The organism is Paraburkholderia aspalathi (assembly GCF_905220735.1).
GTDB classification, from domain to species: Bacteria; Pseudomonadota; Gammaproteobacteria; order Burkholderiales; family Burkholderiaceae; genus Paraburkholderia; species Paraburkholderia aspalathi.
This window is the reverse complement of record NZ_CAJNBA010000002.1, coordinates 327366-346394: the sequence shown is the minus strand read 5'-3', so window position 1 is coordinate 346394 and position 19029 is coordinate 327366. Positions and strand designations below refer to the sequence as shown.

Below are 19029 nucleotides of genomic sequence, written 5' to 3'. Positions count from 1 at the left end.
ACCTGCTCGCTGCGCTCATAGCCGCCCTGTTCAATGCAATGGAGTCGCTTTCCCATGAACCCAACCGTCTTCCCCGCCCTGCTCGATTTCGCCGCGCAGCATCCGCAGCGTGAAACTTTTCTGTCGCTGCTACGCGAATTCGCAGCGTGCGATCCATTCCGCAGCGCATCGGTGGATGAACTGGTGCTGGACGACGATTTCTACCGGCGACCGCTACGGCCGGAAGACTTCAACTTTCTGCAGTACCAGAAACCCGTACGCGCCGACAACGTCAGCCGGTTGCCGTCGCTCGCCACGAACCGCACGCTGTTGACGCTAAACGAGCTCGACATCGCCCGCGCACCGGGCCGCAGTCTCGACCAGCAACAGCGTTGTGCTTCGTTTTACGCCGACAAACAGCGCATCATCGGCGCGCAGATCCGCCCTTACCTGGAAGCGTACGCATTCGACTATCTGGGCGATCAGGCGCAACCCGGCGAAACCCGCGCAACGCTCAGCACACGCCTCACCGCAACCCTGAATGACGAACTGCAGTTCTGGAGCACACGCTTCGACAGACTGCTGCAGCGCGACTTCCTCGAAGAAGGCTTGCGCTTCATCGTCATTCAGCGCTGGGCGACACTGCCGTCGCGCCGTACCGCGCTGGCACGGGCTGCTGGCTCCAACTATTTCGACTGGCTCGATCCCGAACTTCGCCCGAGTCTATCGAGCCAGCTGCCGGACGACGCAACCTTCGCGCGCATTGCCGGCATGTGCGGCGTCACGCGCCAGACCCATTCGTACTGGCAGTTCTATCTGCCGACCACGCTGGCCCGCTGCAATCTGCTCTACGCACTCGGCTCGCGGCCGGACCGCGCATTCGCGCTCGCCGGCGCGGCGTTCGTTGCCGAGGCCGAGCATCTCGCCTTTGGCGGCGCGCTGCTCAAAGCCTGTGCCCACATCGCGCCCGGCGCCGCCGCAGGCGCTAGTGTCGAGACGTTGCGCGCGGACCTGCAAACACGCTTCGAACGCACGATCGACACGCTTATCGCGCGGCACGGCGAGCAGGCATTGCACCAGTTCGCGCAGGGCGTGGCCGGCGCGCAATTGCTGGCGCAGCGCGCACGCTGGGACCTCGGCGAACAACTGGACTGGCTATCGTCGATTGAAACGTATTGCGAGTACGCACGCCGGATCTACGACAAGATCGAGATCGATTTTCCGGACATCGACCGCGACACGTTCATCGAACCTCATGAACTCTGCTCGACCACTCACGTGCACAACGAACATCGGCTGGTCGTGATCGAAAGCGGCGACATGCTGTTCTGGGGCAACCTCGGCATGAAGCTTTCGATGCATCCCGGCGACATGGTGCTGATTCCCGACGGGCGTCTGCACGGCTCGACAGTCGAGTCCGATTCGTGCACGTATCACCAGCCGATCATTCCGGACGAGTGGATCGCCGAACTCACCGATCCATCGACTGCGGGCAGCGCCGCCGTCACAACGGCAACCACCTGACGCACATCGGCCGGCGGGACTCGGGCCGCACCTGAATCCCGCCCACGCCGTTCACTCAAGGCTCGATCACAGAGCCGCCTGTCCCCCCGGATCAAGCCGTCCGGCTCGCACATCGCAAGCCGGCGTTAGCACACGCACATCTGGAGCACCTGATGCAGCCTGAAAAGGACCCTGTTCGCCCGAATCTCGAAAGCGACACGATTGACGTATCCGACTGGCGCTCCCGCATCATCCTGGGGCGCCGAGTGGGCGCAAGCACGTTCGATCGTGCGTTACCCGGCTGGTTGCCTGCATCGTACGAGCGCCTGCGCGCCGACGTGATGGACCCGGGTTATCCATGTTTCTTCGGCACCCAGGCGGAAAAACGCGGCGAAATGTTCTACTCGTGGGTCGACGGCAAGGACATCTCGTCACTGCCGGACACCATGGCGGCCTTTGCCGAACTCGCCACGCTGCCGCAGTACGAAAAGAACAACATCGCAATCTTTTTCGAGCCCGACGCACAGCCGCTTTCGCACGAGGCCTATCACGACGCGTTCTGGCACACGCTGCAATATCTCCACGACCGCGACCCCGATCCCAAGGTGGGGCAGCAACTCGACCCGTCGCATCCGGATTGGGAGTTTTCCTTCGCCGGTCTGGAGACTTTTGTCGTGTGCGCGTGCCCGTCGTTCGGCGCGCGTCACAGCCGCAACCTCGGGCCCGGCATGGTGCTGCTGTTCCAGCCGCGCGCCGTGTTCGTCGATAAGGTCACGAACCGGGCAATCAGCACACAGGCGCGCTCCGAAGTGCGCCGCCGCCTGAACATCTGGGACGAAGTGCCACCGCACGCCGATCTCGGCTATTTCGGCGACACGGACAATCGCGAGTGGAAGCAATATTTTCTGCCCGACGACGAAACACCGAACTTCGGCGCGTGCCCGTTCCTGCGGCGCAATCCTGGCTTGATGCAAGCCGCGATCGAATCGAACCAGCACGGCGGGACGCAGGCGGCGCCGCCCGCATCGACCTTAACGAGCGCACATTCGGCGGTAGCGAAGCCGCCAGCGACCTTGCTCGACGCGCTCGCCGGGCACCTCGAACGGCAACCTGAGCAGATCGCCATCCGCTTTCTCGCCGACGGCGAACGCGACGAGCGCACGCTGACCTATCGCGAACTCGACACCCGCGCCCGTGAACTCGCCGCCACATTGCGTAGCCACGCCGCGCCAGGCGACCGGGCCATGTTGCTGCTGCCGTCGGGACTCGACTACCCGGTCGCGTTTCTCGCCTGTCTGCATGCCGGCATTGCGGCCGTACCGGTGTATCCGCCCGAGCCCACCCAGGCGCAGCAATTCGAACGGCTGCTGGCGATTCTCGACGACGCCCAGCCACGTCTGCTGCTCACCGATCTGGCGCACGCGGGCGCCGTTCACGCGCTCGCCGACGAGTACGCGCAGCCTGGCAGCGAAGCCGTCACACCACTCACGCTGCCGGTTGACGACCCGATGCGCAGCAACGCCGCAACGTCGAACGCACCCATTGACATCGACGGTACGACGATCGCCTTTCTGCAATACACCTCGGGTTCGACCAGCACCGCGAAAGGCGTCATGGTCAGCCACGCGAACCTCGTCGCGAACGAACGCGCGATCAGCGCCGCAATGGCCTTCACACCCGCCGATACGATGGTCAGCTGGCTGCCGCTGTTTCATGACATGGGTCTGATCGGCGGCCTCATCGCGCCGCTGTTCGGTGGCTTTCCGCTCGTCCTGATGACGCCGCAGCATTTTCTCGAAGCACCGATCCGCTGGTTGAAGGCGATTGCCGCGTATCGCGGCACGGTCAGCGGCGGGCCGAATTTTGCGTTCCAGTTGTGCGCCGATCGCGTACGCGCCGCACAACTCGAAGGGATCGCACTCGACAGTTGGCGCGTCGCCTTCTGCGGGGCAGAGCCGATTCGGGCGGAGACGCTCAGCCAGTTCGCCGGCCATTTCGCCGCACAAGGTTTCGACGCCAACGCGCTCTTCCCCTGCTACGGTCTCGCCGAAGCCACCCTGCTCGTGAGCGGTGCCGAGCCCGGCAAGGGGATGACCGTGCGCCACGTCGCGCCGCAAGCGCTCAGCGAGGGTGCGCTCAACACGACGGGCGAAGGCGTCGTGCTAGTGAGTTGCGGGCGGGTTCCTCAAGCACATAGCGTGCGCGTCGTCGAGTCCGGATCGCATGCAGTGCTCGATGATGGTCAGATCGGCGAAATCTGGGTCAGCGGGCCGAGCGTCGCAACCGGCTATTGGCAAAATCCGGAAGCGAGCGCTGAAACGTTCGTGACAGGCGACGCGCCGGCTGAGCACTGGCTGCGTACCGGCGATCTCGGTTGCGTGCTGAACGGCGAATTGTTCGTCACCGGCCGCGTCAAGGATCTGATCATCGTCCGTGGACAGAACACTTATCCGCAGGATGTCGAGGCGATGCTCGCGAAGCGGGTCGAACGCGTTCGCAAAGGCCGGATCATCGCGTTCGCGGCAACAGAGAATGGCACTGAAGGCATCGGCATCGCCGCCGAAGTTTCACATGCCGTCGCGAAGGCCGATCCCACCGAACTCTTTGCACAGATCAATCGGGCGATTGCCGAAACCCACGGCGAACCGGCTAGCGTGATTCTGTTGCTTGCGCCCGGCAAGCTGCCGCGCACCTCGAGTGGCAAACTGCGCCGCAGCGCCTGCGCCGCCGGCTGGCGCGAACGCACGCTGCCCACGGTTGCCGTCTATCGGCGTGCCGAGGACGTGGGCGCCACGCTGGCACGCGCGCCCTATCGCGCACCGGCGTCAGCGCTGGAGCACAGTCTGGCCGGGGTATGGGAGGCCGTCTTCGGGCACGCACGGGTCGGCATCGACGACGACTTCTTCGATCTCGGCGGCGACTCGCTGAAAGCCGCACGACTGACCGCGCGGATCGGCGAGACATTCGGCGTGGTACCCCCCGTGCGACTCGTTTTCGAGGCACGTACAGTTGCGCTGCAAGCCAGTTGGCTGGCACAGCAAAACGCGAGCGCCTCGGCCGCAACGCTTGTGCAGACCGACGCCACCGGCACGCATGCCGGCATCGTCGCGACCGGCGCGACGTTCCCACTGTCGCCGGCCCAGGAAGGTCTCTACTTCGAGTGGAAGCTCGATCCGGCGAGCACCGCGTATCACGTGTCCGGTGCGTTGCGTGCGCGCGGCGCACTCGACGCAGCGCGACTGCACGACGCCCTCGCGCAAGTCTGCGCGAGTCACGACGCGCTGCGGGTGCGCTTCGACGAACACGACGGCGTGCCGCATCAGGTTTGCAGCGCCGCGCCGCGCTTCGACTGGCACGTCGCCGACGTCACGTCGTTCGATGCCGCGAGCCGCGAGGCGCATCTCCAGGATCATCTGATCGCGGTTGCGCACGCGCCCTTCGATCTTCGCGAGGACGCGTTGCTGCGCGCCACGCTCGTGCGTGTGGGCCCGGACGAGCACGTGCTGCAACTGACAATGCATCACATCGTCGCCGACGCGTGGTCGTTCAAGCTGGTCGTCGAGTCGCTGTTTCAGTGCTACGAAGGACGCGAGGCGTCCCCCGGCGCCCAGACTTCCACGTATTTCGCCAGCATCGAGCACGCACGCCGTGTCCTGAGCGCCACGCGCAGTGACGAACAACTCGCCTATTGGCGCGCGCAACTCGGCGACACACGCGCGGAAATCATTCTGTCGGGTGCCCGTCGCGACGCGACACGCGCGTCGGCCGGTGCTCGCGTCACGCGGCGCCTGCCGGCCGAATGCATCGCGCGCGCCGGCCGCCTTGCACGCAACCACGGCGTCACGCTGCCGATGACGCTGATGGCCGCCTTCGCCGCGCTGCTCTATCGCTACGGCGGGCAGACCGATATCCGCATCGGCGTGCCGCTGAATAGCCGACGCGACGCCGCCACCGAACGCACGATCGGCTACTTCGTCAATACGATCGTGGTGCGCGTTGCGCTCGCGGGCGCACTGTCGTTCGACGCTCTGTTGCGCCGTACGCGCAACGCCCTGCTCGACGCGCAAGCGAATCAGGACGTGCCGTTCCATCGCGTGGTCGCAGCTTTGCAACCGCATCGCGAACGGGGGCAAACGCCGCTGTTCCAGACCGTGTTCAACTTCGACCAGGTCGACTGGCGCGACGCCCTGCATTCGACGACGCTGCAATTGCAGCGCTTCGAGCACGGCGCCGAGGCGACCCCGTTCGATCTCGCGCTGAATCTCGCGCGCGACGATAACGGCGTGCAGATCGCATTCGACTATCCGGTCGATCTGTTCGATGGCGAAACCGTCGAGCAACTGGCCGATGCGTATCTCGCCATCGTCGCGCAGGCGGTCGAAGGCGCGAGCCTCGACGTACGCGATTTCGTCTTGCACCAGCCGGCCGCCACGCATGCCGATTCGCAGCATACGCTGGCCGCCGGAACGGCTGAAACGGCCGAAGCCGTGCCGCTGCCGGTCACCGTCCAGTTCGCCCACGCGGCCGACACTCATCCGCAACGGATCGCGCTCGAATGCGACGCGCAGCAACTGAGCTACGGCGCGCTCGACCGCTGGTCGGACCAACTCGCGCAGCGCCTGCTGGAAGCCGGCATCGGCGCCGACGCGTGCGTGGGCCTGTGCGTCGAACGCTCGCCCGCCCTGATCGCCGCCCTGCTCGGCATCTGGAAGGCCGGCGCGCCGTTCGTGCCGCTCGATCCGGTCTATCCGGCCGAACGCCTTCGCCACATGCTCGACGATGCACGGGTACGCATGGTCGTCGGCGACAGCGCCTGTCTTGGCGGACTCGCCGACGTCTTCAGCGCCTGCGCGACACTCGACATCGCTGCGGCACCGAATCCCGATCTGTCTCAGCCAGTACGTCGTTTCGCGACCTCGCATCCGGAACAGCTTGCCTACGTCATCTACACCTCCGGTTCGACCGGCATGCCGAAAGGCGTCGCCATCAGCCATGGCGCCCTGGCGCGGCATCTCGCCGACTTTATCGCCACCTACGCCATTACCGAACACGATTGCCAACTGCAATCGTCCACGATCAACTTCGACGTCGCCTTGCATGAGATGCTGCCCGCACTGATGCGGGGGGGCCGCGTCGTCATGCGCGGTCCGCAGGCGTGGGACCTTGCCACCTTGAGCCAGTGCCTGATCGATTCGCGCGTCACCTTCGCGCGCATGCCGACCGCCTATTGGCAGCAGTGGCTGCAAACGCCGCCCGCTCGCGAGAGCCTGAGTGCATTGCGGCAGATCACCGTCGGCGGCGAGGCGCTGCCGGGTGACGCGCTGGCGCGTTGGAACGCCGGCCCGCTACGCGGGATTCACGTCGACAATCTGTACGGCCCGACCGAAACGACGGTCGCCTGCCTCTACCGCCGTACCGGCCCGGCCGACGCCGAACAACCCATCGTGCAGATCGGCGTGCCATTCCCGTCGCGCAGCGCGCAGGTGGTCGACGCCGATGGCAATGCCGTGCCGGTCGGTGCCGTGGGCGAACTGTGCATCGGCGGCACCACGCTCGCGCGCGGCTACATCGGTCAGGCCGCCCTGACGGCCGAGCGCTTCGTGCCGGACCCGCACGGCGTGCCCGGTTCACGCTGCTACCGCAGTGGCGACCTGTGCCGCCGCCGCGCCGACGGCGGCTTCGATTTCCTTGGCCGGATCGACCGGCAGATCAAGCTACGTGGTTTTCGCATCGAGCCCGGCGAGATTGAAGCCATGCTGCGGCAATGCGAAGGCGTGCGCGATGCCGCCGTCGAAGCGCGCAGCAAGGATGGCCATCTGCGTTTGATCGGCTATGTGGCCGGCGCCGCCTCCCTCGATTTGGGCGCGCTGCGCGATACGCTCGAAGCACGCCTGCCGGCCCACATGGTGCCGGCCGTGTTGATGCAACTCGCGACGCTGCCGCTGATGCTGAACGGCAAGGTCGACCGGAGCGCCTTGCCCGACCCGAGGGAGTCCAGCGGGCATGGTGAAGGCGAGCTTGCCGCTCGTGCGCCACGCAACCAGCAGGAAGCCGAATTGCTGGCGATCTGGCGCGCCGTGTTGGGCACGGATGCCATCGGTATCGACGACAATTTCTTCGCCATCGGCGGCGACTCGATCCTGAGCCTGCAGGTGGTTGCGCGGGCCGCGCAGCGCGGCCTGCATTTCAACCTGAAGCAGTTCTACGCCCAGCCGGTCATCGCGCGACTCGCCCAGTTGCCACCAGGCGCCGAATCGGGCAGCGCGAGCGCGCTCGCACTGCCGGCCGAGCGGCACGTACCGCTGCCGCTCACGCCGATTCAGGCATGGTTCTTCGAGCGCTTTCCGCACGGAGAGTCGCACTGGAATCAGACGGTCGCATTGCGCGTGCAAGGCGAACTCGATGCAAGCTTAATCGCCCAGGCGCTGCACGCGGTCGTCGTCGCGCACGATGCGCTGCGCCTCAAATTCTTCCGTGACGCTCACGGCTGGCAGCAACAGGTGCAAGCATCCGCTTCGGTGCCGGACGCCGCCGCGTTGCTCGACGTGATCGATGTCGACGGAGGCACCGAGTCCCCGCAATGGCCCGAGCGTCTGCTCGCGATCGGCACGCCGTTGCAGCAAAGCCTCGATATCGAAGCCGGACGCCTGATCAAAGCGGCGTACGTCAGACTGCGCGGCGAAGGCCGTCTGTTGCTGACGATCCATCATCTGGCTGTCGATGGCATATCGTGGCGCGTGCTGCTCGAATCGTTCCAGTTGGCCTACGAACAGCTTGCCCAGCAGCAGCCGGTCACGTTGTCGGGCGGCTTGCCCTGGAGCGCATGGGTCGCGTTGCAGCAGAGCGCGCCCGAAGCGGCGGCGCTCGACGCGGAATACGCATCATGGCAACGCATGCTGGCAGCGCCGTGCTTGCGTGGAACCGCACTGCCGGATGACAAGAAAGCAGCGCTTGTCAGTGGTTCGCCAGCCTGGCAGGCAAAGCAGGAGGATGAGCAGCCGGATGAGCAGCGCCGGGTTCGCGATAGCGCAACGCACACACTGCAGTTGTCCGCGGAGCTCACCTCTACGCTGCTGCGCGACGCGCCCTTCGCCGCACGCACCACAACCGAAACACTGCTGCTCGCCGCGCTGAGCGCATCGCTCGGTCAATGGAGCGGCGCAGACGGCGCCTTGCTGTCGCTAGAAGGCCATGGCCGCGAATTTCACAGCAGCGATCCGCAGGACGTGCAGACAAGCACGCATGAAAGCCGTAGCGCCGCGCACGACACGAGCCGCACGGTCGGCTGGTTCACCACGCGCTATCCGGCATGGTTCGATCTGCGAAGCGACCCGCTCGTCGCGGCGACCCGCACCTTGCGCGCCATTCCGTCACGCGGCGTAAACTGGCACCACATGCGCGAACGTTTCGCCGAAGCGCTCGCGAGGCCGCAGATCAGCTTCAACTATCTCGGCCGCTTCGATCAGAGCCTGCCGCAAACCGGCGCACTCGCGGGCCTGCTCTCGTTCGCGCTCGACGAGCCGCTCGGCGCCGCGATCGCCGACCACACGCCGCTCGAGTACGCGCTCGATATCAATGCGTGGGTGTCGAATGGCCGCTTGACAGCCACCCTGCGCTACGACCCGGCGCAGATCTCGCCGGATGTCGCTCAAGCGCTCGCAACCGATTTCGAGGCGCAACTCGCCGCGCTCGCTGCGCGCAGCATGAAGGGCGACGTCCCGCTCGATACCGCCGACTTCCCGCTCGCGCGACTCGATCAGCCCGCGCTCGACGCACTGCGGCTCGACGCCGCGAACGTCCAGGATCTCTACCCGGCCACACCCTTGCAAAAGGGCCTGTTATTCCACGCGCTGATGGACGACGGCCACGGCCTCTACGTCAATCAGTTGCGGCTGACCCTCGCAGGTCCGCTCGATCGCGACGCGCTGCGCGAGGCATGGGCCGCCGCGCTCGCGCGGCACGATACTCTGCGCACGCGTTTCGTCGTGCCCGCCGGCGCCGATCCGTTGCAACTCGTGCAGCGCAGCGCCGCGTTGCCGTTCGTCGAATACGACTGGTCCGACTGCGACCCGGCACAGTATGAGCGCGACCTGCAAGTCTGGTGCGACGCCGACCGTCAACGCGGATTCGATCCGGCCCACGCACCACTCCTGCGTCTTGCGCTTTTCACGCGTCCGGACGGCTGTCACGATCTGGTCCGCACGATTCATCACGCGTTGCTCGATGGCTGGAGCAGCGCGCAACTGCTGGGCGAAATCGCCGACGACTACGTCGCGCGCGTCGCCGGGCAGCCGTTGCCGCAGCCCGAAGTCTTGCCGTACCGCCGCTACGTGGAATGGCTGTCCGCCCAGACGCCGCCACGCGACTGGTGGCTGGCGCAACTCGCCCGCCATCCCGAACCGGCCACCTTGCTGCAACATCAGCCGCCGGCCGCCGGCGCAACGCGCGAACACGGCGCGTCGCTGACGCTCACGCAGCAACTGGGCGAGGCACTCGTCGCGCGGGTGCGCGAAGCGGCGCAGCGCCATCGCGTCACCGTCAATACGCTGGTGCAGGCTGCCTGGGCACTCGTGCTCGCGCGGCGCGGCAACCGCCGCCACGTTGCATTCGGAAGTACGGTCGCGGGACGTCCCGCGCAGTTGCAGGGCGCCGGCCGGATGGTCGGCCTCTTCATCAACAGCTTGCCCGTATGGATCGAAGTCCCGGCCGCGCAACGCGTATCGACGTGGTTGTCCACGCTGCACACCGCGCAGGCGGAGCGCCACCAGGCCGAGCATACGTCGCTGGCCGATCTGCAGCACTGGAGCGGCAAAAGCGGCGACGCGCTGTTCGACAGCCTGCTCGTGTTCGAAAACTATCCGGTCGACGCCGCGTTACGTGGCCGCTTCGGCAGTCTGAGCGTAAGCCGGGTCGAATCGACCGAACGCACTCACTATCCGCTGACCATGCTGGTTTCGAACGACGCGCAAGGCCGCGTCGTCTGGCTCGCCGATGGCGCGCGGATCACAACGCCGCTACTGTCCCGGCTCGCCGACGACTGGCGTGACGTGCTCGCCGCGCTGAGCGAGGCCGACGACCCGGCAGTCGGCAACATCATGCCGCGCGGCAACGTGGCCGCCGAGGCGTCGCGTGAGGTGCTGCGCCGCGTCGCCGGCCATCGCTTCCAGCCGATCGGCGCACGCCTCGCCGCGCAGGCCGCGCGCAAACCGGCGGCACCGGCCCTCAGTTGCGAAGGCGACGCGCTGAGCTATGCCGCACTCGATGCCTGGTCGAACCGCATCGGCCGCCGCCTCAAGTCGCTCGGCGCGCGCGCGGAGCAACGGATCGGCTTGTGTGTCGAACGTTCGAACGCGCTGGTCGCCGGTTTGTACGGCATCACCAAAACGGGCGCCGCCTATGTGCCGCTCGACCCGCATCATCCGCCGCACCGTCTGCGCCGCATCCTCGACGATGCCGGCATCGATCTCGTCGTCACCGACGACGCCAGCGCAACCCGCCTCGCCGATTGCCTCGCCGGCCGCACGCTGGTGCGCGTCAGCGACGTGCACAACGAAGCGTCGCAGGGCTGGCCGCAGCCGGTCGAACCGCAGCAGGCCGCCTATGTGATCTACACATCCGGCTCGACCGGCGAACCGAAGGGCGTGTGCGTGACGCACGCGAGTCTCGACCGCCTGCTCGCGAGCGTCGCCGCGCACCTCGATTTCGACGACAGCGACGTCTGGCTCAGCGTGACCACGCTATCGTTCGACATTGCCGGACTGGAGTTGCATCTGCCGCTCACGCGCGGCGCGCGCGTCGAACTCGCCTCGCGCGACACGGTGCTCGATGGCGCCCGTCTGCTGCGGCTCATGCAGCAAAGCGGCGCCACCGTCATGCAGGCGACGCCAGCGGGCTGGCGCATGCTACTCGACAGTGAAGCGCGCGCCGGCCTCGTCTTGCGCGGCCCACTGCAGGCGCTATGCGGCGGCGAAGCGCTGCCGGCCGATCTGGCGGCCGCGCTGCTCGAACGCGGTATGACGCTCTCCAATATGTATGGCCCGACCGAGACGACGATCTGGTCGAGCATGGCGCCGGTCACAAGCGCCGCACCCATCACGCTGGGCGCGGCGCTGCACGATACCGCGTTGCGCGTACTCGATCCAGACGGCTTGCCGACGCCGCCCGGTGCGGTGGGGGAGTTGTGCATCGGCGGAGATAACCTCGCGCGCGGTTATCTCGGCCGCGCTGCCTTGACCGCTGCGAGCTTCGTGCCCGACCCGTTCGGCGCGCCCGGCGCGCGGCTCTATCGCAGCGGCGACCTGTGCCGGCGCCGCGACGACGGCGGTCTCGATTATCTCGGCCGCCTCGATCAGCAATTGAAGCTGCGCGGACACCGGATCGAGCCGGCCGAAATTGAAGCCGCGCTGCGCACGCTGGACGAGGTGCGCGACGCAGCCGTGGTCCTGCGTCACGACGGCGACGCGCCTCATCTCGTTGCATATGTAGTCTGTGCAGACGGTCACGTGGCCGATCACACGCAATGGCGTAGCGCGCTGGCCGAGCGTCTGCCGGCAGCGCTGATTCCGTCCGCGTGGGTCGTACTCGACGCGTTGCCGCTCACGTCGAGCGGTAAGCTCGATCGGCGTAGCCTGCCCGCGCCCGCCGCCGATACCGCCACGCTGATCGCGCCGCGCAACGCGCTCGAAGCGCAGTTGCTGACGATCTGGCGCGCGCTGCTGCCGTCCGCCGCACTCGGTGTCACGACGGATTTCTTCGCGGCGGGCGGCGATTCGATCGTTAGTCTACGGATGGTCGGCGCCGCCTTGGACGCAGGCCTCGCGCTGACGCCGAAGCAGGTGTTTCAGCACCCGACCATCGAGCAGTTGGCGCGAGTCGCCACGCCTGTCGAGCAAGCTCTCGCAAACGCGCCGAATCCTGCCGCTACGCCCACGAACCCGCCGCTTGACGAAACACTCGATGCAGCATTGAGCGACGCACTGCAATTGACCGAGACTCAACGCGCGGCGCTGCAAGACCTGTGCATCGCAACGCCACTGCAACAAGGCCTGATATCGCTCGCTCAACGTTCGGCGCGCGACCCCTACTATTTGCAACGCGTGTTCGAACTGAACGGGCCGTTCGCAGCCGACGCGTTCGTCTCTGCATGGCAAAGTGTGATAGACCGGCATCCCGCGCTACGTACCGACTTCCGTTGGGACGGCCTCGACGCCCCCGTGCAACTGGTGCGCAAGCATGCCGCCGTCGACGTGCGCTCGCTCGACTGGCGCCATCTGAGCGAAGGCGACGCGCGCGACGCCCTGGCGACGCAATGGCGCGAGGTGCAGGCACGCGGTTTCGATTTTGCGCAGACTTCGCACGCGCAGTTGCTGTTGATCGAGCGCGGCACGCAATGCCGCTGGTTCGTGTGGCGCTTCCATCACGCGCAACTCGACGGCTGGAGCATCGGGCTCGTGCTGCGCGACGTGCTGCAAGCATACGACGCCGCACTGAGCCGCACCTCCTCGATACCCACGCCAAACGCCGCGCCAGCATTCAGCCACTACGTGCGCTGGCTCGAGCAGCAGAATCGCGACGGCGACGCGCTGGCGCAATGGCGTCCGCTGCTCGCGGACTGGTCGCGCACGCCGCTGCCGCTGGCGGCCTCATCACACGCTCCGCACATTCCACACGCTTCACACGCAGACGCTAGCCTGCCCGACAGCGCCGACCACGGACAGCCGCTCGAACACACCGTGCGGCTGCCGCAAGCACTAACGGCGCAGGCCGAACAATTCGCCCGCGCTGCCGGTGTCACGTTGAACACACTGATCCAGGGCGCGTGGGCATGGTTGCTGTCGCGTCACGCGAACCGGCGCGAGGTCTCGTTCGGCGTCACCGTGTCGGGCCGCGGCGACGGCTGGCCGGGCGCCGGCGACACGGTGGGCCTGTTCATCAATACCTTGCCGCTGTCGGTTGAATTGCCGCCGGCGATGACCGTGCACGCCTGGCTGGCGGCACTGCAATCGCGCAATCTCGCGTTGCAGGAACTCGCACAGACGCCGCTCGCGCAATTGCAGCGCGAGATCACCGGCGCCGCGGGCGAACCCCTGTTCGAGAGCATCTTCGTATTCGAGAACTATCCGCTCGATGTATCGCTGCGCACGCCGCTCGTGCATGGCCTCGCGATCGAGCGGCTCGCCACCGGTGCGGACGGTCATGCGCACGATGGCCGCAATCATTTCCCGCTGAGCCTGATCGCGGTACCGGGCGATGAATTGACGCTGACGCTCGCCGCGCAATCGCAGCGCTTCGACGGCGCGACCGTGCGGCGTCTGCTCGCGCAATTGCAGCAGGCGCTCGCGATGTTCACGGCCAATGCCGCGCGCACGCTCGGCGCACTGCATCTGCCCAGCGACGCGCAAATCACCGGGAGCACGAAAGACATCACGTCGGCGCAGTCGACGCCAGAAACCGCGGCATCTGCAGCATGGCAAGGCGGCCTGCTCAAGCGCATCGCCCAGCATGTGCACAGCCAACCCACCGCAATCGCATTGCATGATGAAACCCGCACGCTCGACTGGGCGACGCTCTGGCGTCTGTCCGGCGCCCTCGCCGCGCGCCTGGCCTCAGCCGGTGTGCGTACCGAAACAACCGTGGCCGTCGTCTTGCCGCGCCGCGCGGAATTGATCGTTGCAATGCTCGCCGTGTGGCGCGCGGGCGGCGTCTATGCGCCGTTCGATCCGGCCGCGCCAGGCGAACGGCTCGGTTGGCAAATCCGCGATGCCGAGGCGCATTGCCTGATCGCAGATGCAGATGCCGACTGGCGCCCGGACAACGTGGCGCTGGTGGCATGCACGCCCGAATGCGAATCCATGCCGGGCGCCGCATCGGCCACCTTGCCGACACCGGCCGCCCTGCCTGCCGATCTCGCTGCCTACCTGATCTACACGTCCGGCTCGACCGGCACGCCGAAGGGCGTGCTGGTCTCACACCGCTCGCTTGCCGCGTACACGGAGGCGCTACTCGCCCGTCTGCCCGATGGCATTCGCAGCGCCGCGTATCTGTCGACACCGGCCGCCGATCTCGGCCACTCGACCTTGATGGCGGCGCTGTGGTCGGGCTGGACCCTGCAGTTGATCGACGATCGGCGTGCCTTCGATGCCGACGCGTACGCCGACTGGTGCCGCACGCATCCGGCCGATCTGCTCAAGATCGCGCCGAGCCATCTCGAAGGCCTGCTTCATGCGGCGGATGCGCAGGCGGTATTGCCGAAGCGCGCGTTGCTGCTGGGTGGAGAAGCCAGCTCCCGTGCACTGCTCGAGCGTGTCTCGCTGCTGCAACCCGAGTGCGCCATTCTTGGCCACTATGGACCGACCGAGTCGACCGTCGGCATCATGACGTCCGAACGCGGCGCCGACGACGGGTTGCCGCTTGGCCGCCCACTCGATCACGCGCGCGTCTATCTGCTTGACCCCGACGGTCATCCCGCCCTGCCGGGCGCTCGTGGCGAAATCCACGCGGGCGGTGTCGCGCTGGCGCGCGGCTATCGGCAGCAAGCGGCGCTCACCGCCGGTCGATTCGTGCCCGATCCGTTCGTGCCCGGCGCACGCGTCTATCGCACCGGCGATCAGGCGCGCCGGCTCGACGACGGTCAGCTTGAATTCCTCGGCCGCGTCGACGATCAACTGAAAATTCGCGGCTATCGCGTCGAACCCGCCGAAGTGGCCGCGCAATTGCGCGCGCTGCCCGGTGTGCGCGACGCCGTGGTGATCGGCCGTGCGGATTCGCAGCAACGGATGCGCCTGATCGGCTACGCGGTCGGCAACACGCTCGATGCTGAACAATTGCGCGATGCGCTCGCCGCCCGCTTGCCGGCAGCGTTGGTGCCCGCAGCCATCTGTCTGCTCGACGCGCTGCCGTTGACACGCAACGGCAAGATCGACCGCACGGCGCTGCCCGAGCCGGTAGAGCACCGGTCGGCGGACGCTAGTGCAGCGCCTGAAACGCCCTTGCAACATGCGCTGCTCGATGTCTGGCGGCAAGTGCTATGTCAACCGGCGCTCGGTATCGACGACAACTTCTTCATGGCCGGCGGCGATTCGATCAGCGCGTTCCAGGTCGTCGCTCAGGCGCGCCGTGCTGGTCTTGTATTCACCTCGCGCGAGCTGTTTGCCCGGCCGACCGTGCGCGCACTCTGCGCCGTCGTGCAAGTGGGTCCGGCCGGCGTCGACGAACCGTCGACGGCAGCGGTCGTACCGCTCGATGCGCACGCGCTTGCCGCGCTCGGCTTCGATCCGCTGCAGGTTCAGGATGCCTATCCGGCCACGGCAATGCAGCAGGGTCTGCTGTTCCACAGCCTGGCCCAGCCCGATAGCAGGAACGGCAACGGTGGAAGCGGCGGCATGTACGTCACGCAGCGACGGCTGACGCTGGCCGGCTCGTTCGACATTGCGCGCTTGCAGGCTGTCTGGCACCGCGCGGTTGCGCGGCACGATATTCTGCGCACGCGTTTTGAATGGCGCGACGACGATGCATGGCAAGTCGTCGAGCGAGCTGTCGAGTTGCCGTTCGGTGTGCACGGCGCGGGAGCAGAAACCGCTGCGGCATACGAAACGCGACTCGCCGCCTGGATGCACGACGACCTCGCGCGCGGCTTCGACCTGGCGCGTGCGCCGCTGATGCGCGTCGATCTGTTCGCACGGCCCGATGGCGCTCACGATCTCATCTGGACCACTCACCATGCGCTGATCGATGGCTGGAGCGCCGCGCGTTTGCTCGCGGAAATTGGCGAGGGGTATCGTGAGTCGGACGCGTCGGATGCAACGGAAGTGTCGCTGAATAACTCGCGCGCCGAGCCGGTGCAACGCGCTACGCCGTATCGCGCTTACGTCGAATGGCTTGCGGCACAACCGGACGCCCGCGCGTGGTGGTCCGCAGCCGCAGCGGCTTGCGAAGACCCGGCGACGCTGACGACCTCCGTCGCGGGACCCGCAGTCCCTCAGCCTGGCGCCTATCGTTTGGATCGCGAACTGGGCGCGGCACGCGACGCGCGTCTGCGCGCGGCCGCCAGCACCTTTGGCGTCACGCTCAATACGCTGATGCAGAGCGCGTGGGCGCTGCTGCTCGCGCGACACGGCAATCGCGAACAGGTGGCGTTCGGCACGACCGTGTCCGGGCGGCCCGAATCGCTCGACGGCGCCGAACAGATGCTGGGGCTGTTCATCAACAGCTTGCCGGTGTGGGCGAGCGTGCCTGGCGCCGAGGACGTCGGCAGCTGGTTGCGTCGCATGCAGACGCAGTCGGTCGAGATGCGCCGCCATGAACACACGCCGCTCGCGCAATTGCAGCGCTGGGTCGGGCGCAGCGGTGATGCGCTGTTCGACAGCCTGTTCGTGTTCGAAAACTATCCGCTCGATGCCGCGCTCGACGCGCTGAATATAGCCAGCGATAACGATACGGGCGACGGCTTGCGCGTGAGCGCCGTGCAGTCGATCGGTCGCACGCACTATCCGCTGACGCTGATGGTCGTGCCGCAACCCGCGCTCAAGCTCGAATGGGAATGGGACGGCTTGCGGCTCGACCAGCCTGGCGTCGAACGGTTGTCGCTGGGGTATGTCGAGTTGCTCGATCAGTTGGCGACGTGTGCCGAGGCTGAGGCGGATGCCGCACCGCGTCGCTTGCGCTCGCTGACAGTGAGTTCGCCAAAGCGCGAGGCGGTGCCGCTTGCGCGTTATACGTTTGTGCCAGTGAGCCAGCGTATCGCACAGACCGGGGCGCGGCGACCTGATGCCGTTGCCCTTACCGGTGAGCAGGAAAGCCTCACGTATCGTGAACTGCTTGACCGGGCTTCGGCCATCGCCCAGCGGCTGCTGCGCGACGGCGTGCAGCGCGACGCCTGCGTCGCCGTCTGCGTCGCCCGTGGCCCCGCGCTGCTCGCCGCCATGCTCGGCGTCTGGCAGGCCGGCGCGGCCTACCTGCCCGTCGATCCGTCCTATCCGCCCGAGCGCATCGCCGCGATGCTCGAGGATGCGCAGGTGCTGCATGTGCTCGCCGATGCCGCTACGGTTACCGATCAGCACTGCCCCGCGCTGTTTGCCGGGCGTCAGGTCGTGGAGCTCGCCGCCGTGCGGCACGCTTGCGCTTCCCACTCCGGTCACCGCACCCACCCACTACCCGCCCTCCACCCCGACCAGCTCGCCTACGTCATCTACACCTCAGGCTCCACCGGCAGGCCCAAAGGCGTCGGCGTCACCCACGGCGCGCTCGACCGCCTCCTCGCCAGTGTCGATCTGCGGCCCGGCCTGCGCGATGACGATCTCTGGCTCAGCGAATCGGCACCCGTGTTCGACATCTCCCTGCTCGAGTTCTGTCTGCCGCTCGTGCGCGGCGTGCCGCTCGAACTCGTCTCCTCGCAGACCGCCCGTGACGGCATCGCGCTCGCCGCTCGCCTCGAAGCGAGCCGCGCCACCGTCTTCCAGGCTACCCCCAGCGGCTGGCGCATGCTGCTCGAAGCCGGCTGGCGCGCCGATCTGTCCGTGCCGCACCGCCCCCTGCTCGGCCTGAGCGGCGGCGAACCGCTGCACCCCGATCTCGCCGCCGCGCTGATCGCCCGCGGCGTGGCCTTGTGGAATCTGTACGGCCCGACCGAGACCACCATCTATTCCGCCGGCGCCCAGGTCTTCACCGCTCAGCCCATCACTCACGGCGATCCCTTGCCCGACACCGTGCTGCGCGTGATCGACTCGCACGGCCTCGCCGTGCCCGACGGCGGACTCGGCGAGCTGTGCATCGGCGGCCGCAATCTCGCGCGCGGCTATCTGCGCCGCCCCGCTCTCACCGCCGAGCGCTTCGTGCCCGATCCCGACGGGGCGCCCGGTACCCGCCTCTACCGCACCGGCGACCTCTGCCGGCTGCGCGACGATGGCCGCCCCGAACCGCTTGGCCGCCTCGACCAGCAGGTCAAGCTGCGTGGCTACCGGATCGAGCCCGGCGAGATCGAAGCCGCGCTCTGTGCCTGCGACGGCGTGAAGAACGCCGCCGTGGCGATCAGGGGCGAAGGCGCGCAGCAGCGCCTGATCGGCTACATCACCGGCACAGCGGACACCCGTGTGCTGGGAACCCGGCTCGCCCGTTCACTGCCGGCGCACATGCTGCCCTCGGCCATCGTCACGCTCGATGCGCTGCCGCTCACGCCCAGCGGCAAGCTCGACCGCCGCGCATTGCCTGAACCCGTATGGCAGGACGACGACACGCCCGTGGTCACGCCGCGCTCGCCGCGTGAAGCTGCACTCCTCGATATCTGGCAGACCGTGCTCGGCCATCCCGTCGCCAGCGTCACCGTCAACTTCTTTGAAGCCGGCGGCGATTCGATCAGCGGCGTGCGGGTCGCCGCGCGCATCAACCAGATGGTCGCGCGCAATGTGCCGCTCGCCATGCTGTTCCGTCACCCGACGATTCGCGGGCTCGCCGACTACCTCGACGCCGATGACGCGCAAGCCGACGCGGCACAAAGCGGCGCCGCCACCCTAAGCCAACTGCTGGCGGACCTCGAGTAACCGAGTAACGCCA

At 67.2% G+C, this 19029-nt stretch carries 2 protein-coding genes; both read left to right on the top strand.

The features are described from left to right. Positions 1 to 54 precede the first annotated feature (54 nt). The gene (locus tag KHO30_RS12345; protein WP_211701172.1) at positions 55 to 1503 is read left to right on the top strand and encodes a cupin domain-containing protein; all 1449 of its coding nucleotides are present in this window, start codon (positions 55 to 57) and stop codon (positions 1501 to 1503) included. Positions 1504 to 1655: 152 nt separating this feature from the next. Next, positions 1656 to 19016: a non-ribosomal peptide synthetase gene (locus KHO30_RS12340; protein WP_211701171.1), complete on the top strand. Its 17361-nt coding sequence runs from the start codon at positions 1656 to 1658 to the stop codon at positions 19014 to 19016. The last annotated feature ends 13 nt before the right edge of the window (positions 19017 to 19029 follow it).